The sequence below is a fragment of the Paraburkholderia sp. RAU2J genome (assembly GCF_003634845.1).
GTDB lineage: Bacteria > Pseudomonadota > Gammaproteobacteria > Burkholderiales > Burkholderiaceae > Paraburkholderia > Paraburkholderia fynbosensis.
Window position 1 is genome coordinate 268,548 of sequence record NZ_RBXG01000001.1, and the last position, 21,783, is coordinate 290,330.

At 63.0% G+C, this 21,783-nt stretch carries 21 protein-coding genes and 3 tRNA genes; 7 read left to right on the forward strand and 17 right to left on the reverse strand.

Going from position 1 to position 21,783, the window contains the following annotated elements; genetic code table 11:
• Window positions 1-44: 44 nt before the first annotated feature.
• On the reverse strand, window positions 45-794 hold the full coding sequence (gene otsB / locus B0G69_RS01195; RefSeq protein ID WP_121315296.1) for a trehalose-phosphatase: 750 nt from the start codon (window positions 792-794) through the stop codon (window positions 45-47).
• Window positions 795-1,195: 401 nt separating this feature from the next.
• Here otsB and B0G69_RS01200 point away from each other — a divergent pair, with 401 nt between their 5' ends.
• Genes B0G69_RS01200 through B0G69_RS01210 form a run of 3 tightly spaced genes read left to right on the forward strand, consistent with a single transcriptional unit; the run spans window position 1,196 to window position 3,260 of the window.
• Window positions 1,196-1,873, forward strand: coding sequence for an SCO family protein (locus B0G69_RS01200; RefSeq protein WP_241991252.1), 678 nt, complete (start codon window positions 1,196-1,198; stop codon window positions 1,871-1,873).
• Between the two features lie 20 nt (window positions 1,874-1,893).
• Window positions 1,894-2,355: a copper chaperone PCu(A)C gene (locus B0G69_RS01205; protein ID WP_121315297.1), complete on the forward strand. Its 462-nt coding sequence runs from the start codon at window positions 1,894-1,896 to the stop codon at window positions 2,353-2,355.
• A 17-nt stretch (window positions 2,356-2,372) separates the two neighbouring features.
• Window positions 2,373-3,260 (forward strand): cytochrome c oxidase assembly protein, encoded by an 888-nt coding sequence (locus tag B0G69_RS01210; protein WP_121315298.1) that lies wholly within the window; start codon window positions 2,373-2,375, stop codon window positions 3,258-3,260.
• A gap of 109 nt (window positions 3,261-3,369) precedes the next feature.
• Here the strand turns inward: B0G69_RS01210 and B0G69_RS01215 are convergent, their stop codons facing one another.
• The 10 genes from B0G69_RS01215 to ltrA form a co-directional block, all read right to left on the reverse strand.
• Window positions 3,370-3,870, reverse strand: coding sequence for a GNAT family N-acetyltransferase (locus B0G69_RS01215; protein WP_121315299.1), 501 nt, complete (start codon window positions 3,868-3,870; stop codon window positions 3,370-3,372).
• A 146-nt stretch (window positions 3,871-4,016) separates the two neighbouring features.
• Window positions 4,017-4,160, reverse strand: a complete 144-nt coding sequence (locus B0G69_RS01220; RefSeq protein WP_241991253.1) for a hypothetical protein — start codon at window positions 4,158-4,160, stop codon at window positions 4,017-4,019.
• A gap of 124 nt (window positions 4,161-4,284) precedes the next feature.
• A complete protein-coding gene (locus tag B0G69_RS01225) occupies window positions 4,285-5,037 on the reverse strand; it encodes a TraB/GumN family protein (protein ID WP_121315300.1) in 753 nt (250 codons plus the stop codon).
• 334 nt (window positions 5,038-5,371) lie between these two features.
• Window positions 5,372-5,445: transfer RNA gene (locus B0G69_RS01230), tRNA-Cys, on the reverse strand.
• A 113-nt stretch (window positions 5,446-5,558) separates the two neighbouring features.
• A tRNA-Gly gene (locus B0G69_RS01235) sits at window positions 5,559-5,634 on the reverse strand.
• A gap of 64 nt (window positions 5,635-5,698) precedes the next feature.
• Window positions 5,699-5,774: transfer RNA gene (locus tag B0G69_RS01240), tRNA-Gly, on the reverse strand.
• Window positions 5,775-6,024: 250 nt separating this feature from the next.
• Complete coding sequence (gene pgsA / locus B0G69_RS01245) at window positions 6,025-6,618, reverse strand: CDP-diacylglycerol--glycerol-3-phosphate 3-phosphatidyltransferase (protein WP_121315301.1); 594 nt, start codon at window positions 6,616-6,618, stop codon at window positions 6,025-6,027.
• Between the two features lie 277 nt (window positions 6,619-6,895).
• Window positions 6,896-9,070, reverse strand: a complete 2,175-nt coding sequence (gene uvrC / locus B0G69_RS01250) for an excinuclease ABC subunit UvrC (RefSeq protein WP_121315302.1) — start codon at window positions 9,068-9,070, stop codon at window positions 6,896-6,898.
• Window positions 9,071-9,286: 216 nt separating this feature from the next.
• Entirely contained in the window at window positions 9,287-10,093 is an 807-nt protein-coding gene (locus B0G69_RS01255; RefSeq protein ID WP_121315303.1) for an IS5 family transposase, read from the reverse strand.
• Window positions 10,094-10,125: 32 nt separating this feature from the next.
• Window positions 10,126-11,820, reverse strand: a complete 1,695-nt coding sequence (ltrA, locus tag B0G69_RS01260) for a group II intron reverse transcriptase/maturase (RefSeq protein WP_121315304.1) — start codon at window positions 11,818-11,820, stop codon at window positions 10,126-10,128.
• Between the two features lie 1,317 nt (window positions 11,821-13,137).
• Here ltrA and earP point away from each other — a divergent pair.
• Window positions 13,138-14,343, forward strand: a complete 1,206-nt coding sequence (gene earP, locus B0G69_RS01270; protein ID WP_199731132.1) for an elongation factor P maturation arginine rhamnosyltransferase EarP — start codon at window positions 13,138-13,140, stop codon at window positions 14,341-14,343.
• Between the two features lie 381 nt (window positions 14,344-14,724).
• Complete coding sequence (efp, locus tag B0G69_RS01275; RefSeq protein WP_042322091.1) at window positions 14,725-15,282, forward strand: elongation factor P; 558 nt, start codon at window positions 14,725-14,727, stop codon at window positions 15,280-15,282.
• On the opposite strand, the gene B0G69_RS40555 is transcribed toward efp, so the two are convergent.
• Complete coding sequence (locus B0G69_RS40555; protein ID WP_147440691.1) at window positions 15,279-15,566, reverse strand: hypothetical protein; 288 nt, start codon at window positions 15,564-15,566, stop codon at window positions 15,279-15,281. The two genes, efp and B0G69_RS40555, sit on opposite strands and share 4 nt — an antisense overlap.
• On the opposite strand from B0G69_RS40555, the gene B0G69_RS01280 reads away from it, so the two are divergent.
• Window positions 15,565-15,771 (forward strand): CsbD family protein, encoded by a 207-nt coding sequence (locus tag B0G69_RS01280; protein WP_121315305.1) that lies wholly within the window; start codon window positions 15,565-15,567, stop codon window positions 15,769-15,771. The two genes, B0G69_RS40555 and B0G69_RS01280, sit on opposite strands and share 2 nt — an antisense overlap.
• A 389-nt stretch (window positions 15,772-16,160) precedes the next feature.
• Window positions 16,161-17,537 carry a sigma-54 dependent transcriptional regulator gene (locus B0G69_RS01285; RefSeq protein WP_121315306.1) on the forward strand — a complete coding sequence of 459 codons (1,377 nt, stop codon included), beginning with the start codon at window positions 16,161-16,163 and terminating at the stop codon, window positions 17,535-17,537.
• A gap of 112 nt (window positions 17,538-17,649) precedes the next feature.
• Here the strand turns inward: B0G69_RS01285 and nagZ are convergent, their stop codons facing one another.
• The 5 genes from nagZ to era form a co-directional block, all read right to left on the reverse strand.
• Window positions 17,650-18,678 carry a beta-N-acetylhexosaminidase gene (gene nagZ, locus B0G69_RS01290; RefSeq protein WP_121315307.1) on the reverse strand — a complete coding sequence of 343 codons (1,029 nt, stop codon included), beginning with the start codon at window positions 18,676-18,678 and terminating at the stop codon, window positions 17,650-17,652.
• Window positions 18,679-18,747: 69 nt separating this feature from the next.
• Entirely contained in the window at window positions 18,748-19,188 is a 441-nt protein-coding gene (gene acpS / locus B0G69_RS01295; protein ID WP_121315308.1) for a holo-ACP synthase, read from the reverse strand.
• Window positions 19,189-19,211: 23 nt separating this feature from the next.
• The gene (pdxJ, locus tag B0G69_RS01300) at window positions 19,212-19,976 is read right to left on the reverse strand and encodes a pyridoxine 5'-phosphate synthase (protein ID WP_121315309.1); all 765 of its coding nucleotides are present in this window, start codon (window positions 19,974-19,976) and stop codon (window positions 19,212-19,214) included.
• Window positions 19,973-20,878: a DNA repair protein RecO gene (gene recO, locus B0G69_RS01305; protein ID WP_121315310.1), complete on the reverse strand. Its 906-nt coding sequence runs from the start codon at window positions 20,876-20,878 to the stop codon at window positions 19,973-19,975. The genes pdxJ and recO overlap by 4 nt, the downstream gene beginning before the upstream one ends.
• Window positions 20,865-21,764 carry a GTPase Era gene (gene era / locus B0G69_RS01310; RefSeq protein WP_121315311.1) on the reverse strand — a complete coding sequence of 300 codons (900 nt, stop codon included), beginning with the start codon at window positions 21,762-21,764 and terminating at the stop codon, window positions 20,865-20,867. The genes recO and era overlap by 14 nt, the downstream gene beginning before the upstream one ends.
• Between the last annotated feature and the right edge of the window lie 19 nt (window positions 21,765-21,783).

The following is a 21,783-nucleotide window of genomic DNA, read 5'->3' on the forward strand; positions in this document are numbered from 1 at the left end:
CCCGATGCAGTGCATTGTGTGCGTCAAGCGATGCGGCGCCGCCATCATGCTGCGCGCGCCGCTGCGACAATCGATTCGAGCCAGTCGAGCAGCGCCGGAACCGACTCGATGCGCGTATGCGCCATCGTCTCGCCCGCGCCGACCTTGATCGACAGCCCGCCGCGCTCGTTGATGACGGCGAAGCCTTTCTCGTCGGTCAGATCGTCGCCGGCGAACACCGGCTGGCGGCCGACGAACGGCGGTTCGTCGAGGAACGCGCGCATGGCGCGGCCCTTGTCGACGTCTTTCGGCTTGATTTCGTAGACCATCTTGCCCGGCTGCAATACGTAAGAGCCGGGGTATTCGGCGACCAGCCGCTGTGTCGCCTCGCGCGCGACCGGCTCACGGTCCGGCGCATTGCGGTAATGCAGCGCAAGCGCCGCGCCCTTGATCTCGAGCAGCATGCCCGGATGTTCGTTGACGACCTGCGCCAGCACCTGCTCCATGCGCAGGAGCCGCTCGTCATGGAAGCCGATGCGCTGCGTATCGCCATTCGCGTCGCGCCGCTCGGCGCCGTGCAATCCGGCAATCGGCAGATCGGGCATACCGAGGAAAGCGTCGATGCTGTCGATGCCGCGGCCCGACACGATCGCGACCGCGCCGTTCGTCAGACTACGCAGTTCGGCCAGTAGCACGGGCACGCGCGGGTCCACCAGCACGCCGTCCGGCGTGGGTGCGAGTTCGACCAGGGTGCCGTCGAAGTCGAAGAAAAATGCCGTCTCACTCGGAGACAGAACAGCCGGAAGTGCTTGCATCGCTTGGGTTCGCCTTTCAGCCTTCTGCGGCCGGAAAAGTGTGCGCATCTTACCGCGCATCCGTCAATTTTTCGAGAAAGTAAGCCGGAAGTCCGGGACCTCGGCCAACCGGCCGCTGTGCGCGCCGGCTTACGGTGAGGGCATTCAAAAAGAGAACGGTCCGGCTTCAACCGGCTTTCATCCGGCTGCGTCAAATTGTCCGGCGAACCGCGCGCCGTGGGCGTGGCGCGACGCCGCGGGCGATTTTGCGCTACAGTCGCAGCCACGCAGACGATCACCGTCGAAGCCATCTTTGCATACTATGACGGCCTACGCGCCGCAGGAAGATCAGGTGGAATCCGGCGAGGCCGTGGATCGGCGTCGTCATGTGCCGCTCTTCAATCGAGTCATTGAGCCCTGCTTTGTTCCCGATCATTGCATCCCGACACCTGCATCCGCCTCTCGCCGCATCGCGCCGGCGGCAGTCCACGCGCCGGTTCGCGCTGACCGTGACGATAGGCGCGCTGACCGCCGTCACCGCCGTGATCGCGCTGAGCGGCTGTACGCCTCGCACGCAACCCTGGCAGCTGACCAACGTGACCGGCCATCTGCCGGATCTCGACTTCAAGCTGACCGGCGACGACGGCCGCCCCGTCACCGGCGATTCGTTCAAGGGCCGCGCGTCGCTCGTCTACTTCGGCTACACGCATTGCCCGGACGTCTGCCCCGAGACGATGGGCCGGCTCATGCAGGTGCTCGGCAAGCTCGGCCCGGACGCGCAGAAGGTGCGCATCCTGTTCATCACCGTCGATCCCGCGCGCGACACGCCGCAAGCATTGCGTGACTACGTCGGCGCGTTCGACTCGCAGCATGCCGAAGGGCTGACCGGCACCGACTGGCAGATCGAGTCGCTCGCCAAGCGCTACCGCGTCGCCTATCAGATGGAAAAGCGCGACCCTCGCGGCAATTACGAAGTTACGCACAGTTCCGCTGTTTACGTGTTCGACAGCCAGGGCCACGCGCGCCTGCTGGCCACCGATCACGACACGCCCGATACGATCGCGCAAGACCTGCGCCGTATCATCGATGACCGTTCCTGACCTACCCCCCGAGTCCATTCATGTCGATCAAGATCAAAACATTCGCTTCACTGAGCTGCGCGCTCGCCCTCTCGTTCGTTGTCGTTTCGGCTGCGCAAGCCGCCGGCGCCGACGCGATCAGCATCAAGGACGCATGGGTCCGCTGGCTGCCGAACAACCTGCCCGCCGCCGGCTACGCGACGCTGGTCAATGCGAGCGACAAGCCCATCGACCTCGTCGATATTTCGAGCAACGACTATGGCGACGCGATGCTGCATCAGACCGTCTCGAACGGTTCGTCGCAGAAGATGGTGATGGTCGACAAGCTGACCGTGCCCGCACATGGCCAGGTCTCGATCGCGCCCGGCGGTTACCACGTGATGCTCGAAGACGCGAAGCACAAGATCGCCCCGGGCGACACCGTGCATCTGACGCTGAAGTTCTCCGACGGCGAAACACTCGACACGCCGTTCGCCGTCAAGTCGCCGGCGCAGACGAAGTAACCAAGTAACGTGCAGCGATGAATCTGCTCTACTGGCTCGATCCGTGGGAATTTTCGCCGACCGTCGTGATCGCGCTGCTGGTGCCGGCGGTCCTGTTCGTGCGCGGCGCGCGCCGTGCGAAGCTGTCGTTGGCGCGGCGACTTTCCTTCTGGTTCGGGCTGGTGGCGCTGTATGTCGTGCTGCATACGCGGCTCGATTATTTCTTCGAGCATGAGTTCTTCATGCATCGCTTGCAGCATCTGGTGCTGCATCACCTCGGGCCGTTCTTCATCGCGCTGTCGTACCCGGGCGCGGCGTTGCGCGCGGGCATTCCGTTCAGCTGGCGGCAGCGCTTCGTGCGGCCCGCGCTAGCGACGCCGCTCGTGCGCAAGCTGCTCGACGTGGTGATGCATCCGGTCGTCGCGGTCACCTTGTTCGTCGGGCTGATCTACTTCTGGCTGATATCGCCGATCCATTTCGTCGCGATGCTCGACTGGCGGCTCTATCGCGTGATGAACTGGAGCATGGTGATCGACGGGCTGCTGTTCTGGTGGCTCGTGCTCGATCCACGGCCGGCGCCGCCGGCGCGTTTGTCGCCCGGCAAGCGCGTGCTGGTGGTGATCGCCGCGATTCCGCCGCAGATCATCCTCGGCGCATTCATCTTTTTCACGCCGCATGAGCTGTATCCGATCTACTCGATTTGCGGGCGCGCGTTCACGTGGCTCAGCCCGATGCGCGACCAGCAGATCGGCGGGCTGTTGCTGTGGATTCCGGGTTCGATGATGAGCGTGATCGGCGCACTGATCGCGCTGCGTCACTGGATGCGGCTGTCGGCACGCGGACGCCTGCGCGCCGAACGGCGTGCGCAGACGGCGCGGGATGTGTCCCATGCCGCGTCCGCGCCGGCCGGTGGCCAGCGCGGATAGCGAGTCTGACGGGCAGTCGCATCCGAATGATCGAAGCGGAGCGAATAAGGCCGGACGATCGAAGCGCCAGTGAACCTGCACTGGCGCTTCGCCCTTCATCGCGCCCCGCTCAGGCCGAGCGCATCCACACGTGCGCGATGCCGTCGTCGTCGTGAACGTCCGAGACCGGTGCAAAGCCGAATGCACCATAGAAACCTTGCAGATGCGCTTGCGCATGCAGACGGATCGGCGTGGTGGGCCATTGCGCGCGAATGTGCGTGAGTGAGCGTTCGAGCATCGCGTTGCCCAGACCGATACCGCGGAATGCCGCCGTGGTCAGCACACGGCCGATGCGCACGTCGGTGTCCGTGGCGTCCGGCAGCAGCACGCGCAGATATCCGGCCAGTTGCGGCGCCGCTCCATCTACGCCAGGGCCGTAGGCCGACAGATGCCAGGCTTGCGCGTCGAGCCCGTCGATATCGCCATACACGCAGTTCTGTTCGACGACGAACACCGCGCTACGCGCGCCCAACATCTCATAGACTTCGACACTCGTGAGGTCCGCGAAGGTTTTCCAACGCCATTCGAGTTGGGCGAGCCGCGTGGCGGCGGTGTGCTGCGATTCAGTCATCGGATGCTTTCAGAAAGGAGGCGCCACTGCGCGGGCATTAATCCGCAATTATGCCGTGCGCGACGGCTGTCAGCCAGGCAACCGCGCAGCCGTGCGGCCACAGCGCGCATCAACCGCGCGGCATAGCACGCGCCTTCGACGCCTGCTTATGGCTGTGCAGCGAGCAATTCGGCAATCGATACGCGGTGAGCCGGATCGTAGGCCGTCTGCCCCTCGCTATAGCGGATCTGATAACCGCGCCGCGCTTGGGCATTGCGCGCGTCGAGCAACTGCGTGAGACGCTGCGTCACTTGCTCTTGCGTGGCCAGTGTATAGCGGCATTCTTCAGGTGGGATTGAGCGAGGCCGTCAGAGTGCCGGTCTGAGGTGCCATTGCGGCGGCGCACCGGCAAGCCGCAGCCGAGCCGCCACGCGCTCAGAAGACCGCTTCGACAGGCTGCGCGAGACACTCGATCAGATTGCCCGGGCCGCACAGATGCAGCGCGCCGACCATCACCAGGGTGCGCTCGCGCTGTTGCAGGAAGATGTTCTTCAAACGCTGCGCCCATGCGCGATTGCGCGCGTCGAGAATGGCGTGGCGGATGCCGGGCAGATTGAACATCGGCGATTCGACGGCGATCTGCTGCACCGCTTGCAGATCGCCCTCCAGCCACGCCGCGTGCATCCGTTCGAGCGTGCGTTGCGGTTCATCGCGATCGGCCATCAGCAAGTCGAGCGCCGCGCCGATGGCATCCAGCGGAATCGATTCGAGCAATACTGCCACTTCCCGCGCGGTCTCGAGGTAGCGATACGGCTTGGCTTGCGCAATCGCCGAGCGCAGCATGCGCGGCTCGACACCTTCGACGACCTGCTGAAACAGTGTCGGCGCGACCACCAGCGCGGCCCACGGACACAGTTCGACTAACGGCGCCACAGGGCCATCGACGGGCCACAGCGCTTGCAGTTGCGCCCATGCGTCCACGGACATCAAGGGCTGCAATCGAGCGGCGCCGCTTTGTGGCTCGGTCTTCAGGAACGGCAGGATGGTCGGCGCGTCGGATTCGAAGACCAGCGCTTCGGCCCAGTCATAGGCTTCACCGACCCAGGGCGGTGTTCTACGGCTCGTCGCGGGAAACAGATGCATCGAGCCGAGCAGGCGCACGTTGGTGCCGGTGAGTTGTAGGTACATGCGGCCTCGGGGTGAACGGGCAATGACGCAGGAATGCGCGCGGTTCTGCGATTCAGTTGGTTATGTGCGGCGTGCTGAGCAGGTGTGGAGCAAACTGCTGATGCACTTGTTGCCGCGCGAATCACGAATTGTGCGTCATAACCGTCGCGATGAGGGAGACGCAGCGTATCGGCTTTGCTTGCGGGCATCTAAGGACAGCAGACGCTTCGTGAACAGCGCGGCACGGCAATCGATCGAGCCGGTCATCTTTTTGGAATTGACAACGAGCGCGTGAAATTCGCCGCAGAAAAAAGAAAAGCCCCGACAAGTCGGGGCTTTTCTTTACATCAACTACTGGAGGCGCGAGCCGGAGTCGAACCGGCCTAAACGGCTTTGCAGGCCGCTGCATAACCGCTTTGCTATCGCGCCGCAAGCGGACTGGAACCTAGCTGCAGGCTCGCAGATTTGTCTGTTGGACGATCAGAACATTCAGAACGATCAGCCCATCAAACAAAAAGGGAAGCGTTGCTTCCCCTTATGTATGGAGCGGGAGACGAGGCTCGAACTCGCGACCTCAACCTTGGCAAGGTTGCGCTCTACCAACTGAGCTACTCCCGCATTGCACTGCTTCGCAACGCGCTGCATTTTTTACTACGCCAAACTGCGCGGTGCTTCAAAAAACTGGAGCGGGAGACGAGGCTCGAACTCGCGACCTCAACCTTGGCAAGGTTGCGCTCTACCAACTGAGCTACTCCCGCGTTGTACTTCTACTACTTGCTGCTAACTACTGCCTTATTGACTGCAACTACTCTCTTATTTCGTCCGTCGCTTCAAACTGCGTGCATCGGAGAAACGAGATTATGGAGAAACGACCGATGGGTGTCAACCCCTTTTGCGAATGTCTTTAATAAAAGTTTCCGCTCATGGCAGGCCATGTTCGCGGCGAGGTTCGAACACGCTTTCGCGTGCCTCACGCGCGCCGTCGACACGCGCATCACCGCATCACCACTACGCAATACCGCCTCTTTCACGAATCTGCGGCCACGCGAGCTTCATGTAGTAGAGCATCGACCAGATCGTCAGGAACGCGGCCAGATAGATCAGCCACAGGCCCCACACACGCGTGTCGACCGTCACGCCGCCACCGAACGGCAACGGGCCGTAGAACAGCAGCATGGGAATCGCGACCATCTGACAGACGGTCTTGAACTTGCCGAGCGAATTCACCGCGACGCTCTTCGACGCGCCGATCTGCGCCATCCACTCGCGCAACGCCGAGATCGCGATTTCGCGTCCGACGATCACGAGCGCAATCGCCGAATCGATCCGCGCGAGTTGCACGAGCACCAGCAGTGCGGCCGTCACCATCAATTTGTCGGCGACCGGATCGAGAAACGCGCCGAACGCCGAAGTCTGATTCCACTTTCGGGCCAGATAGCCGTCGAACCAGTCGGTGAGCGCCGCCAGAATGAAGATGGTCGCGGCGGCCAGATTGCGGTGCGCGGGGCTCATCATCATGTCGGGCAAATAGAACACGCCGACGACGAGCGGAATCAGGACGATCCGCAGCCAGGTCAGGAATATCGGGAAATTAAACGGCATGGGCAGGCGCAGCGTCTGACGAGTGAGATGCAATTGTGCCGTGTCACAAGGCCTGCCACAAGCAAAGCGGCGCGCGGGCGTGGGGACGCGGGCCGGGTGGGTGCCGCTGCCCGGGCGCGAATTGGGGATTGACTGATCGCGGACCGGGCGCGGACTTGGGGCTAACGGGTCGCAGCCCCGTCGCTCGCTGGTTGCTCGCTGGTCACTCGTTGACCCGCTCATCGGCCACAGGCCGCCCGCGCCCCGTCCGACAAGCGGGCCGCCCGCCGCGCCAGCTTCAATGCAATTGCCGGTAAATCTGCTCGGCCAGCGCCTGCGAAATGCCTTCGACGCTCGCCAGATCCTCGACGCTCGCAGCCACCACGCCGCGTAAGCCGCCGAACCGCGCCAGCAGCCGTTGACGCCGTTTCGCGCCCACCCCTTCGAGTTCTTCGAGCCGCGAAGTCTGGCGCGTCTTGGCGCGCTTCGCGCGCATGCCGGTGATCGCGAAGCGGTGCGCTTCGTCGCGAATCTGCGCGACCAGCATCAGCGCGGCGCTTTCCTTGCCGAGTTCGAGCGGCGCGCGGCCATCGGCGAAGATCAGGGTTTCGAGGCCGACCTTGCGGCCCTCGCCCTTCGCGACGCCGACCAGCATGCCGGTATCGAGGCCCAGTTCGGTGAACACCTGGCGCGCGATCTCGACCTGCCCCTTGCCGCCGTCGATCAGCACGATGGTCGGCAGAATGCCGCCGGCCGCCGCCGGTTCCGCGGCATCCGTCGCGAGCGATGAATCGGCCGGCGCTTCGCCTTGCAATTCAGCGGCTTCGTCGGCGGCATTCGCGGCGGCTTGCGCGACCATCTTCTCGTAGCGGCGCGTGAGCACCTGGCGCATCGCCGCGTAGTCATCGCCGGGCGTGATGCCGGTGATGTTGTAGCGGCGGTATTCGGACGACTGCATCTTGTGATGGTGATACACCACGCACGACGCCTGGGTCGCCTCGCCCATCGTATGGCTGATGTCGAAGCACTCGATGCGCAAATGCGCGAGGTCGTCGCATTCCATGCCGAGCGTGTCGGTCAGCGCGCGCGTGCGGGCCTGTTGCGAGCCCTGCTCGGACAGCAGACGGGCGAGCGCGAGCCGCGCATTCTGCTCGGCCATCGCGAGCCATGCGCGCCGCTGACCTTGCGGTTGACGCAGCACGGTCACCTTGTGGCCGGCTTGCTCGATCAGCACGTCGACCAGTTCGCGCGTGGCCGGCGCGTGGCTGACCACGAGCACGGGCGGCACGCGATTGCCCAGGTAGTGCTGCGCGATGAACGCTTCGAGCACTTCGGATTCGATCCCGCCGGACGCGCGGCCTTTGCGCGGCTTCGACGCTTCGGAGACGGTGGCGTTGGCGTCTTCTTCAGCCTCTTCGTCTTCCGGGGGCATGTCCTGCGCAATCGCGAGGGCATCGGCATCGGCCATATCGGCGGATTCGGCGTTGCCGTTCGCGTTCTGTTGTGCTGTCACGGGCGCAGTCAGGGAAACGCCGCCCAGCGCCTCATCCTCGCCGCCCTCTTCGAGCCCGCCCTCGTCCGCCGTCAGCGCACTTTCCACGTGTGCCGGGAAATACGCCTTGTCGCCCAGGTGCCGTCCTCCGCGCACCATGGCGAGATTCACGCAGACCCGCCCGCCCAGCGCGACCACCGCGAGGATGTCGACGTCACTATCACTGCCGACTTCGATCGCCTGCTGATGCAGCACCGTCGACAGCGAACTCATCTGGTTGCGCACCGCCGCGGCCTGCTCGAACTTCAGCTCGCTCGCGAACGCGTGCATCTTCTGCTCGAGCTCCTTCATCACTTCGCCCTGACGGCCGAGCAGGAAGCGCGACGCATTGGCGACGTCGCGCGCGTAATCCTCTTCGCTGATATTGGCGACACACGGCGCCGTGCAGCGGCCGATCTGATGCAGCAGGCAAGGGCGCGTGCGGTTGTTGAACACGGAGTCTTCGCAGGAGCGCAACTGGAACACCCGCTGCAGGATCTGGATGCTCTCGCGCACCGCCCACGCGCTCGGAAAAGGCCCGAAGTACTGATTCTTGCGATCCACCGAACCTCGGTAATACGCCATGCGCGGAAACTTGTGGCCGGTCAGCTTGAGGTACGGGTACGACTTGTCGTCGCGAAACAGAATGTTGTAGCGCGGCGCGAGCGCCTTGATCAGATTGTTTTCGAGCAGTAGCGCTTCGGCCTCGGAGCGCGTGACGGTCGTCTCGATGCGCGCGATGCGCGTGACCATCATCGCGATACGCGGCGACAGTTGCGTCTTCGTGAAGTAGCTCGACACGCGCTTCTTGAGATCGCGCGCCTTGCCCACGTACAGCACCGCGCCGTGCGTATCGTAATAACGATAGACGCCCGGCAGATGCGGCAGTTGGGCGAGCACTTTTTTCGGCTCGAAGGCGTCGGTTGCTTCGGGTTCGGTCATGCGGGATCGATTGGGTAAGACTGTCTCGCGGAGCCTTGCATCGTGTGCCGCGCGCTCGCGTGAAACGGGCGCGCGCAATCGTGGCCAAGGCTTGTCGGGTAGCCCGACTTTCTTGCGAAAGCCGGGCCCCCCGAGAACCGTACGTGCGAGTTTCCCCGCATACGGCTCAAATCTACAAACAAAGTTCTGTCTACGACAGAACCGGCTTAGAGGGTGTTAGGCACTTTTGTTAAGGGCTGCAAAGTGGACAAGCATAAGCACGGAGAATACGACGAAGTGCAAACCAGCCAAGGTTTCGGGCAATCGCTCGTAGTCTCTGGCCAGCCGGCGGAAGCGGTTGAGCCAGCCGAAGCTGCGCTCGACCACCCAGCGGCGCGGCAACAGCACGAAGCCCTTTTTCGCCTCCGACAGCTTGATTACCTGAAGCTCGATCCCTTCGTCGAGTGCTGCCTGCGCAGGCTCTTCGCCGGTATATCCCTGATCGGCGAACGCCACCTTCACCGTCTGGCCCGTGGCCTGCTGAACCTGACGCGCCAGTTCTCCGACCTGCGCACGTTCCTGTTCGTTGGCCGGCGTAACACGCACAGCAAGCAATTGCCCCAAGGTATCAACCGCCATGTGGACCTTGCTGCCACGTTTGCGTTTGTAGCCGTCGTAACCGGCGCGAGGTCCACTCTCGCAGGTCGACTGCAGGGTCCGCCCATCGAGAATGACCGCGCTGGGTTGACCACGACGCTTCTGGGCGATCCGGATGATCGAACGCAGGTCATTCACCATGGCCTCGAAACAGCCGGCCTGAATCCAGCGTTGCGTCTGCTGGTAGACCAGTTCCCAAGGTGGAAAGTCATTGGGCAACAAACGCCACGGTGCACCCGCGCGTACGATCCAGCGCAGCGCGTTGAACATCTCGCGCAGTTCGTAGCGGCGCTGCGGTGCGTCCTTGTTCATCAAGGTCAGGTACGGAGCGGCGAAGTACCACTCTTCATCCGATACATCCGTTGGGTAAGGCGTGCGTTTTTTCATCCCACCAGGATACCAGGTCCGACAAAAAGTGCCTAACACCCTCTAGTTACAACCAGCTTACCAGCGTGCACTTGCTGGTGGCAGTGCGGGTGGAGCAGCACCCGGTTGGACAGAGCGTCGGTACCACCATGCATCCGATATTCCAGATGATGGTCATGCCAGCCCGTTTCGTCCGTTAGCGCACAGCCACAATGCGCGCATAGCCCGCCTTGTGACATATACAGCGTCGCCCACTGCTTTCGGTAGCGCATTTGTTCCCACATGCGCCCCTGCCGCAAGGTTTCGCCATACTGCTCCCATGCCGGATCAAAAGGGTTGAACTCGCCCTTGATCCGCGTGTGCCGTTTGATTGCCATACCACTAAGCTGGTATAGCTCATTCAGCCCCCAACTGCCGTCTTCGCGTTCCGTACGAACCGCAAACACCCAGTGCCGGGCACCGATAGAGTGAAAATACTTCTGTTTCACCCACACAGCGCTCTTTTGCGGGTGCCTCCGCTTCGACCACCGCCAGAGCTTCCGAAAAATCAGATGCTCCATGCGGCTGTACGTCTGCTTGGCTGAGACCGGGCGGTGATACTGCGCCCATCCGCGCAACATCGGGTTCAGCAGTTGGATTAGGTCCCCCTGCTTTGCCGTTTTGTTGCCGCTGATCGTTTCCGCCACCTTGCGATAGAACGCTTGCGCGTTCTTCTTGCTCGGCTTGATGAGCAGTTTTCCCGAGTACTTCCGGAAATTCCACCCAAGGAAATCGAAGCCGTCATCAATGTGGGTGACCCGCGTTTTTGCCTCAGACAGTTGCAAGCCCCGAACCTCGAGGAACGCTTCCACCCAAGGCCTGACCACGCTTTCCAGTATCTCTCGCGAGTCGCCGGTAATCACGAAGTCATCCGCGTATCGCACCACATTGACCTTCAACTTCTTAGCCTTGGCGATTCCGAATTTCGCACCGAGGTGCGCAACCAGTTCACGCTCCAGCCCGTTCAGCGTCACATTCGCCAGCGTCGGGGAGATGATCCCTCCCTGCGGCGTACCGGCCTCAGTCACCTGTAGCTGACCCTTGTAAATCAGGCCAGCCTTCAACCACTTCCGGAGAATTTCCCTGTCCATGGGGACATGGTTTTCCAGCCAGTCGTGGTTGATGTGGTCAAAGCAGCCTTTGATATCCGCTTCCAGTACCCATCGGGACGAATCCTTCCGGGATGTGCAAGCGCGTACCTGACCCATAGCATCAGCCGTCGAGCGGTTTAACCTGAACCCGTAAGAGTTCGGGTCGCTCGTCGATTCCGACACCGGCTCCAGAGCCAGCAGATACAAGGCTTGCATCGCCCTGTCCCGCATGGTCGGAATGCCCAAAGGGCGCTCCTTTCCATTGGCCTTGGGGATAAAGACTCTCCGTAAAGGCAGAGGCTTGTACCCGCGCCGCTTCAACCCACCGATGGCCTCCCACCGGCTTTCAGGCGAGTCCCACAGTTCGCGATCGACTCCCGCCGTTCGCGCACCCTGGTTCTGCGTAACACGTCGTACCGCATACAGCTTCGCGGACAACGTGCGAGTCAGCATCCGTTGCAGAGCTTTCACTCTGCGCCAGTCACTTTCCCGCGTCGCCTTCGCAATTCGAATCTGCATCCCTCTCACGTTCCGTTCAACCCGACGCCAATCGACAGCGTTCCAGTTGTCCGGCGCATGGGAAAGCGCAGACCCGGTCTTTCGACCAGATACTTTCATGCTGCTCTCCTACTTGGAAGAAGTCCCCAGGTAGAAGGCGCATCTCCCCCAGAGGGGCAGACACACCCCTCTGGGGAACAACAGACACCTCAATAGGAGCGCATGCGCCCCCATCTCGGACAAACACCTCAGTACGAGCGCATGCGCTCACACTAACCAAGTTACAGAAGGTAGTCAGCCGCCCTGTGACGGTAGACCAGACGGAAGTCTGCCCGCTTTCGCGTGGGGTGATGTTCCAACCCCTATCCGGACCGTTACAGCCCGACCTTCGCTTTTTCCGTCCTCCCATACCTGCACAATCAACAGCGTCCCTTACGGTTCGCTTGCCAGCCTGACTGCGCTGGCAACCATACAGGCTTACCACGTTCCCGGCATGTCACACGACTGACGTAGGTTCCGCCTATCCCCCGGTGGCTTGACAACGACGTAGCCCAAATTCTAAGTGGACTAACCAGCCACGTACCTTTTGGTTAGAGCCCAATGTTCAAGCAGCTTTGGCTCCTCACTGGTAACGAGGTTTATCAGCAGTTCACATACGTTAACCCTATCAGCCAGCCTAGCTCCTCGACCCCATTGCTGCTAGGAGTGTCCAGACCAATCCCTCACGGGAATGGCCTGCCCGAAACATCCGGGGGCTACATTGTCAGAAGAGCTTCACACCCCACCGTTGCCAGTGACGCATGTCTTCCTAGGCTACTGCTGGTCGTACAGCAGGTTCACTATCCTCGCCGTGCAACTGACGAGGCCAAACAATGACACGCCGAGCTTTTCGCTCGTATCGGTTCGCGAATCCATTGCCAGTGACGGCGCAGGAATTGCATACATCACTCCGCCCAGTCGGCGGAGATGAAGCCGCTGACGGGGCGGAACCTGACGGTAATCAGGTCAATGCAATGCGAGCTCTCGGAGGATGTGCTTCACCGAGACTCGTATGGACGAGACCCGGCAAACCTCTACCGGCTCTCGCTTCGCTACAAGAGATACCCCACTTCTGAGCAGTTGCGTCGAGGGACTCGCGCCCCTTCCCGATGCTCCGCGTGATACCTTCGCGACTGGTTAGGCTCATACAGACGCCTCCTTTGCCGCTAGTCGATGCCCCTTACGTTGGGGCTACCCGGACACGAGCGTGCGTGTCGCACTAGAATCGCCAGTTTAGAACATTCCGCGTGCGTTCGAGCCCTGCCATGCGCCGACCCCGGCAGCGCTCCGGCGCGAGCCGGGGGGGCGGTGCAACGCAGTGTGCAGCGTTCGCGGGATCGTCCTTCGCGCCCTTCGCGTCAGCCGCGCCCATCGTTCGAATCCGCCACCCAGGCCGCCATGTCCTCCGTTCCGCCCGCCTCCGAACAGACCACCGCCGCCTCCTCTGGCTCCTCCACCGCGATCGCCTGTGACATCTTCTGCGCGGTAATCGACAATTTCGGCGACATCGGCGTGTGCTGGCGCCTCGCGCGCCAACTCGCGAGCGAGCACGGCTGGCAAGTGCGCGTGTTCGTCGATGATCTGCACGCGTTCCAGAAGCTGTGCCCGTCGCTAGCGCTGGATCGCGCGCGGCAGACGGTCGGCGGGATCGTCGTCGAACATTGGCACGAGCCGACCCATGCGGGCGACACGCTCGAAGTGGCCGATGTGGTGATCGAGGCCTTCGGTTGCGAACTGCCACCGATTTACGTCGCCGCGATGGCCGAACGCGCGCGCGCGCCAGTCTGGTTCAACCTCGAATATCTGAGCGCGGAAGACTGGGTCGCGGATTTTCATCTGTGCCTCTCACCCCATCCGCGCCATGCGCTGACCAAAACGTTCTTCTTCCCGGGGCTCGGCCCCGGCACGGGCGGCGTCCTGAAAGAACGCCATCTCGACGCCGCGCGCGCGGCCTTCGAGGCATCGCCGGCAGCGCGCGAAGCATGGTGGCGGCAAACCACCGGCCACGCGCCGCCGCCCGCCACGGCGACCGTCGTCTCGCTATTCGCATACGAAAACCCCGCCGTCGACGGTCTGCTCGAACAATGGTGCGACAACCCCGCGCCGGTCGTGCTGCTGGTGCCGGAAGGCCGTATTTCTGGCGCGATCGCGCGCTTTTTCGATTTGCCCTCGTTCACCGCCGGCTCGCACGCAAGCCGCGGCAACCTCACCGCGCATGCGCTCGCCTTCACCGCGCAAGCCGGCTACGACGCGCTACTGTGGGCCAGCGACATTAATTTCGTGCGCGGCGAAGACTCGTTCGTGCGTGCCCAGTGGGCGGCGAAACCGTTCGTCTGGCACATCTATCCGCAAGCCGACGCGGCCCATCTGCCGAAGCTCGACGCCGCCCTCGCGCACTACGCGCGCACGCTGCCCGCCGATGCCCGCGACGCCCTCGCGCGCTTCTGGCACGCATGGAACGGCGCGGGCCGCCCGGACTGGGCGGAATTCCAGCGTCACGGCCCGGCACTGCAACGGCGCGCGGCGCAATGGGCCGGTGAACTCGCCCAGGTGGGCGACCTTGCCGGAAATCTGGCCTTGTTCGCAAAAACTCAGTTAAAATAAGCGGTTATTCAACGGCCGACGACGCAAGCGCGGCCCGATCGCAACGACGAACCCGGTATCGAAAGGTGTCAGACGCGCTCCAACCTTCGGGTCAATGGTGCAAAAGTCAAAAAAGGGCCGTATGTTGTCGTTCGGCGCCACTCGTGTACACGCCCGCACCGGGTAAAAAGCAGGTAACGGATTGTTGGGGATGGCCGGAATCAACGGGCTGCGCGATGCGGCTCCGCCTCCGGCTCCCATGGCAAGCCGGCCACGCTTCCCACATTGGCTTCCCGCCGCCGCTTTCATGCGGCGCGGCGCGCAATGAGTGAAGCGCCGAAGCCGCTTGCGCCGTATGCCGTTGAGCAAAGTTGAGCTACTTATTTCGTACAGGACAGTTTTATGAAGACCGCACAGGAACTCCGCACCGGCAACGTCGTGATGATCGGCGCAGACGCAATGGTCGTGCAAAAGGCCGAATACAACAAATCGGGCCGTAACTCCGCCGTCGTCAAGATGAAGTTCAAGAACCTGCTGACCGGCGCAGGCATGGAAAGCGTATACAAGGCAGACGACAAGTTCGACGTCGTCGTGCTGGAACGCAAGGAAGTGACGTACTCGTACTTTGCCGACCCGATGTACGTGTTCATGGACGCCGACTACAACCAGTTCGAAGTCGAAAGCGAAATGATGGGCGACGCCCTTCATTACCTCGAAGACGGCATGGCTTGCGAAGTCGTGTTCTACAACGAGAAGGCCATCTCGGTCGAACTGCCGACCACGCTGGTCCGCGAAATCATCTACACGGAACCGGCTGTCAAGGGCGATACGTCGTCGGGCAAGGTGCTGAAGAACGCGAAGCTGACCACCGGCTTCGAACTGCAAGTGCCGCTCTTCTGCAACATCGGCGACAAGATCGAAATCGACACGCGCACGCACGAGTACCGCAGCCGCGCTTAAAGCGCCTGCACGCCAGAATTCAGCGCCGGCGCAACGCCCGCGCTGCGAAAAAAAATGGAAAGAAAAAGCGCCCGATCTGGGCGCTTTTTCTTTTCTGCAACGCCGTGTATGGTTGAGGAAAACTTTACCGGCGAGCTTCTCCAAATTGCCGCTCCACCTTCCCGATCCCTCCGCCCATCAGCGGACAAATCATTGATAAATTTAAGTAAATGTTCGTGGCACAGTCCCTGCTTATCGTGACGTATGCCAAGACGGCTTATTTTCTTAACTCGGGAGAGCACCATGAATAACGACATTGCTGAAGGCAAGTGGAAACAGATGGTCGGCAAGGCGAAGACGGCATGGGGCGAATTGACAGACGACGAATTGACTAAGGCCGAAGGCCGCGCCGACAAGCTCGCCGGTCTGATCCAGGAGCGCTACGGTAAAACCCGCGAACAGGCGGAACTGGAAGTGCGTCGGTTTTTCGATAGCAACCGGGATATCTGACAGACCGGATGAAAGAACTACAGACGAACGCTTCGCCTGCGCCAGTCGGCGCAGGACGGGCGTCGCCGTGATAAGTCAAAGGACCAGAACTTCGTGAGTCGAATCGTTGCCTGTCGCGCCCGGCCGGTTGCAGCAATGCCCTGCACGTCCGGAACCGCGCTCACACCGCTTATGCCCCTGGCAGCCGCCCGACGGGGTTGCTCGCCAGGCTCGGTGTGCGAGCGGCATGAGCGCGACCGAGCGGTACTGGCAGCATTTGCCAGCGTTGAACGACCTCGGCATCCGACCGCCCCTGCGTCCCGGCCAGCCATCGCTCCCCTATCGCGCGCCAATCGAAGCAGCGGCGCAACGCAGCGGGTATTCCATCCATCCAAAAAATTGCGCTCGCTATGCCACACGCCCTGATTGTTGAAGACGATCCCAATAGCCTGTCCGGCCTGTCCGCTATCCTCGCCGCCGACGGCTTCTCCGTCGACACCGCGACAACCATCGCCGAGGCCCGGGCGGCGCTGACGCGCTTCATTCCCGACGTTGTGCTGGTCGACCTGAATCTGCCGGACGGCAGCGGTCTCGACCTGCTGCAGCATCTGCCCGCGCATCCGCCAGGCGGCGCATTGCCCGTGATCGTGATGACCGGCAATGCAACGGTCGAGAGCGCGATCGAGGGTCTGCGCCACGGCATTTGGGACTACCTGCTCAAGCCGGTCAATATTCCGCGTTTGCGCAGCCTGCTCGCGCGCATTCCGCGTCCGTACGAACTGACCGAGGAAGTGCAGACCTTGCGTGCATCGTTGCGCCAGCTCGGCCGCTTCGGCTCGATGCTCGGCCGCAGCGGCGAGATTCAGCACGTGTACGACACGATCGAACATATCGCACCCACCGAAGCGGCCGTGCTGATTTGCGGCGAAACCGGCACCGGCAAGCAGGTCGCGGCGCGCACGCTGCATGACATGAGCCGGCGCCGCAAAGGTCCGTTCGTCACGCTGGACGTGCGCGGTGCGGGCGGCGGCGTGCATCGCTCGCTCGACAGCCTGCTGTTCGGTCACGAACGCGGCGCGTTCGGCGCGGCCGAGCAGCGCGAGCCGGGCCTGTTCGAGCAAGCGAGCGGAGGCACGCTGTTCATCGACGAAATCGCGGAACTGCCGCGCGCGCAACAGGAAGCGTTGCTGCGCGCGCTCGACTCGCAGACCTTCATGCGCGTCGGCGGCACCAATCAGGTCGCGACGGACTTCCGGCTCATCGCCTCGACGCGCAAGCCGCCGCGTGCGGCGGTGGCCGACGGTACGCTGCTTCAGGAGCTGGCGTTGCGACTCGAAGCCGCCGCGGTGATCCTGCCGCCTCTGCGCGAACGCGGCGCAGATCCGTCGCTGATCGCTCAGGCGGTGGTGGACGAGTTGAATCTCGAAGCGGCCGCACGCGGCACGTCCGAGGGTGCCAAGCAGATCGGGCCGAATTTCCTGCGCGAGTGTCTCGCGTACGAATGGCCGGGCAATGTGCGCGAATTGCAGGACCGGGTGCGGCGGGCGTATCACGCGTCAGGTGAAGTACTGGAGTCGTTGCGCGCCGACGAGGGCTTGGCGAACGGCCGCGACCTGAACGGCAGCCGCGTGCAGGTCACCGTCGGCACGCCGCTCGCGGACGTCGAGGAAATGCTGATTCGTGCGACGCTCGACGCGGTCGGCGGGACGCGTCACCGTGCGGCGTCGCTGCTCGGCATCAGTCCGAAGACGCTGTACAACAAGCTGCAGCGCATGCGCTTGAACTGAGTTCGACAACCGCTCGCGGCTGGCCGCAGCCGATAAAAACGGCGCCTTGATTGAAAATCAGAGACGCCGTTTTTCGTCGATCCGCCGGCAGGATTCGCGCAGCCTCGACGGTTTAGGCGAACGCGCTGCGCAGCAACGCCTGCGCTTCCAGATATTGCGGCTCGGCAACCAGCTTGCTCCACGTCAGCGCCTTGCCGCGCGGCCGCATGCGCCTCAGACGTCGTCGCGATTCCTTCGACGGCGTGAAACGCAACGCATCCAGCACCTTCTCCGCCTCGTCCGGCTGATTGCAGATCAGCACCATGTCGCAACCGGCGTTGAGCGCGGCGCTCGCGCCTTCGGTCAGCGTGCCGCCCTGGCGCGCGGCCTCCATCGACAGGTCGTCGCTGAAAATCGCGCCTTCGAAGCGCAGCTTCTTGCGCAGAACGTCTTGCAGCCAGACGCGGGAAAACCCCGCCGGCTTCGAATCGACCTGCGGATAGACCACATGCGCGGGCAGCACCGATCCCAACGACAAGCCGAGCCAGTCATAGGGCGCCACGTCGTCGCGCAGGATCTCGTCGAGCGGACGATCGTCGACGGGCATCGCGACGTGCGAGTCCGCGTGCGCAAAACCATGCCCCGGAAAGTGCTTGCCGCAATTGCTCATGCCGGCCAGTGCGAGGCCGTGGTTCAGACTTTTCGCGAGCAGGGCCACGACGCGCGGATCGCGATGGAACGAACGATCGCCGATCACTTGCGATTGCCCGTAGTTCAGATCGAGCACCGGCGTAAAACTCATGTCGATGCCGCACGCGCGCAATTCCGCCGCGAGGATGTAGCCGACCGCGGTCGTCACTTTGGTGGCGTGCAGCACGTCGCTGTCCCACAGCGCGCCGAGCTTGCCCATCGAGGGCAGCACGGTGAAGCCGTCGGTGCGAAAGCGCTGCACACGGCCGCCTTCGTGATCGACGGCGATCAGCAAGTCCTGGCGGACCGCGCGAATGTCTTCGGTCAGCGCGATCAGTTGCGCGCGGCTTTCATAGTGGCGTGCGAACAGGATCACGCCACCGGTCATCGGATGGGCAAGGCGGCGTTTGTCGTCGTCGTTCAGCGTTTTGCCGACCACGTCGAGCATCACCGGTCCGGGAGTGGTTTTCATCGAATTCCGCGAGAAGGAAGCGTTGAGCAGGGAAAGACGCGGCCGGCGCGGGCCGCGCTCAGCGTATGTTTATCCGGCGGCGGGCGGCGTGGCCGGAGCATCCGCCCCACCCGCCTGCGTCGTTTCCGCGATCACGAACGACACCGCGTAATCACGCTCGTCGCTAATCGTGACGCGCGCCGTGATGCCGCGTGCGTCGAGCCACTCGGCCAGTTCGCCAGACGCCACCACCATCGGCTCACCGCTTGGCTTGTTGAGCGTTTGCAACGCGCGCCAGGTCATCGGCCAGTGCATGCCGAGGCCGATCGCTTTCGAGAACGCTTCTTTCGCCGAAAACCGCGTGGCGAGAAACGCGAGACCGCGCGCCGCCGATCGAGCATGGCGCGCGTGATAGATGCGCAGCTCGTCCGGGCCGAGCACCTTCTCCGCGAAACGGCCGCCGGTGCGCGTCATCACCGCGGCTATGCGGCTGACCTGAACGATGTCGGTGCCGATGCCATAGATCGCCATGTGCGAGTCCGCCCCGGGCCGCATCAGCCGCGCGCGCCGAGACGCGCGGCAACCATGATCGCCTTCATCTCGCGCACCGCGTTGTCCCAGCCGGCGAAGATCGCGTGCGCGACGATCGCATGGCCGATGTTCAGTTCGACGATTCCGTCGATCGCCGCGATCTGCTGCACGTTGGTGTAGTGCAAGCCGTGGCCCGCGTTGACCTTGATGCCGAGCGTCATGCCGATTTCGACCGCACGCACCACGCGCTCGTATTCGCGCTGCTGTTCGGCGGGGTCGTGCGCTTCCGCGTAACGGCCCGTATGCAGTTCGATCACCGGCGCGCCCGCTTCATGCGCGGCGCGCATCTGCGTTTCGTCGGGATCGATGAAGAGCGATACGCGTGAGTTCGCGTCAGCGAGTTGTTTGCAGGCGGCACGCACCGCTTCGAACTGGCCGGCGACGTCGAGGCCGCCTTCGGTCGTCAGTTCCGCGCGCTTTTCCGGCACGAGGCACACGTCATGCGGCTGCACTTCGCAGGCAATGTCGAGCATCTCCTGCGTGACCGCGCATTCGAGATTCATCCGTGTCTTCAGCAGCGGACGCAGCTTACGCACGTCGGCGTCGACGATATGCCGGCGGTCTTCGCGCAGATGCAGCGTGATCACATCCGCGCCGGCCTCCTCGGCCATCAGCGCCGCGCGGATCGGATCGGGGTAGGACGTGCCGCGCGCATTGCGCAGCGTGGCGACGTGATCGATGTTCACGCCCAGGTCAATGACAGTCGGCGACGTAAGAAAGAAGCTCATAAGTTCTGCAAGTCGATCAGGATCTGGCGCGTCGCGAGCGGCGTGCCGCCAAGGTAAGTGTTGAGCAGGAAGCGCATCAGCGTTTTGCTTTGCGCCACGGTCTGCGCTCGATGGTAATCGTCCTGTTCCATATCGAGCAAGGTCTGTCCGGCGACGACCGGCCATTGCGCGGGCCAGTCGTCGGACGCTTCGCGCACGCCGCGTTCCGGATCGAACACATAGCGCCCCTCGGGCAGCACGGCTTTACGCGCGACGGTACGATCGAGCGACATCGCGTAACCGGTCTCGCGCAGCAGCACGCGTTCGAACGAGCGCAGCACCTGCACGGGCGGCTCGTCGTGCGCGAGACGCGTCATCGTGACGACGTAGTGATGGAACAGTTGGGGATGCGGGTCCTCGCGCGCGCAGAATTTGACCAGCAGTTCGTTGACGTAGAAACCGCAGAGCAACGCGTCGCCGGTCAACGGCAGCATGCCGCCAACCCATTCGGCACCGGTCAGCGTGCGCACTTCGGATTTGCCCGACCACGACAGCGCGAGCGGCTGGAAAGTCTGCAACACGCCGCGCAGCGCGGAATGCGGACGCTTTGCGCCCTTCGCGACGAGCGCGAGCCGGCCGTGGTCGCGCGACAGCACGTCGATGATCAGACTGGTCTCGCGATACGGATAACTATGGAGAACGAAAGCGGGCTGCTCCGCGATCCGGTATTGGGAAGCGGAGGTGCGCGGCGCGCGGGTCGGCGCTTTGCGCGGCTCGCCTTCGGCGCCCTCGGCGCTTTTGCTGGAAGATTTTTTGGCGCTACTACGCGCCGGTTTCGACGGCTCGCGCGCCGGCGCGGCCGGTTGCGGCTCGTCCGGCGCTGCGTCGGAATTCAGCGTCATCCACGCGTCATTCGTACCCATACGCACGAAGTCCGGCTTCGTTGTCGGCCCAGCCGCTCTTCACCTTGATGAAGGTTTCCAGATAGACCGGTCCGTCGAACAGCTTTTCCATGTCGAGACGCGCTTCGGTGCTGATCTGCTTCAGCTTGGCGCCCTTCTGGCCGATGATCATCGCCTTGTGCATGTCACGGTCGACCATGATGGTCGCGAAAATACGGCGCAGGCGGCCTTCGGTTTCGAACTTGTCGATCAGCACGGTACTCGTGTACGGCAGTTCGTCGCCGGTCCAGCGGAACACTTTTTCGCGCAGGATTTCCGCGGCGAGAAAACGCTCGCTGCGATCGGTCAGGTCGTCTTCGCCGTAGATCGGCGCGCCTTCCGGCAGGAACGGCTTGACGGTCGCCATCAAGCGCTTGATGTCGTCGGGATGCTTGGCCGACAGCGGTACGATCTCGTTGAACTGGCGCAATGCGCTGACCTGCTGCATGAACGGGTACAGCGAGTCTTTATCCGAGACGCGGTCGAGCTTGTTCGCGATCAGCAGCGTCGGCACCGACGGCGGGATCAGATCGAGCACCTTCTGGTCATCCGCGCCGAAGCGGCCGGCTTCGATCACGAACAGAATCGCGTCGACGGAGGTCAGCGTGGAGGTGACCGCGCGATTGAGCGAGCGGTTCAGCGCGCCGCTGTGCTTGGTCTGAAAACCCGGCGTATCGACGAAGATGTACTGCGCGTCTTCGAGCGTGTGAATGCCGGTGATGCGATGGCGCGTGGTCTGCGCCTTGCGCGACGTGATACTGACTTTCTGGCCGACCAGCGCGTTCATCAGCGTGGACTTGCCGACGTTAGGGCGGCCGACGATCGCGACCATGCCGCAGCGAAAACCAGTGGGAGTGGGAGCGTTCATATTCAGGCTACGGCAAGTT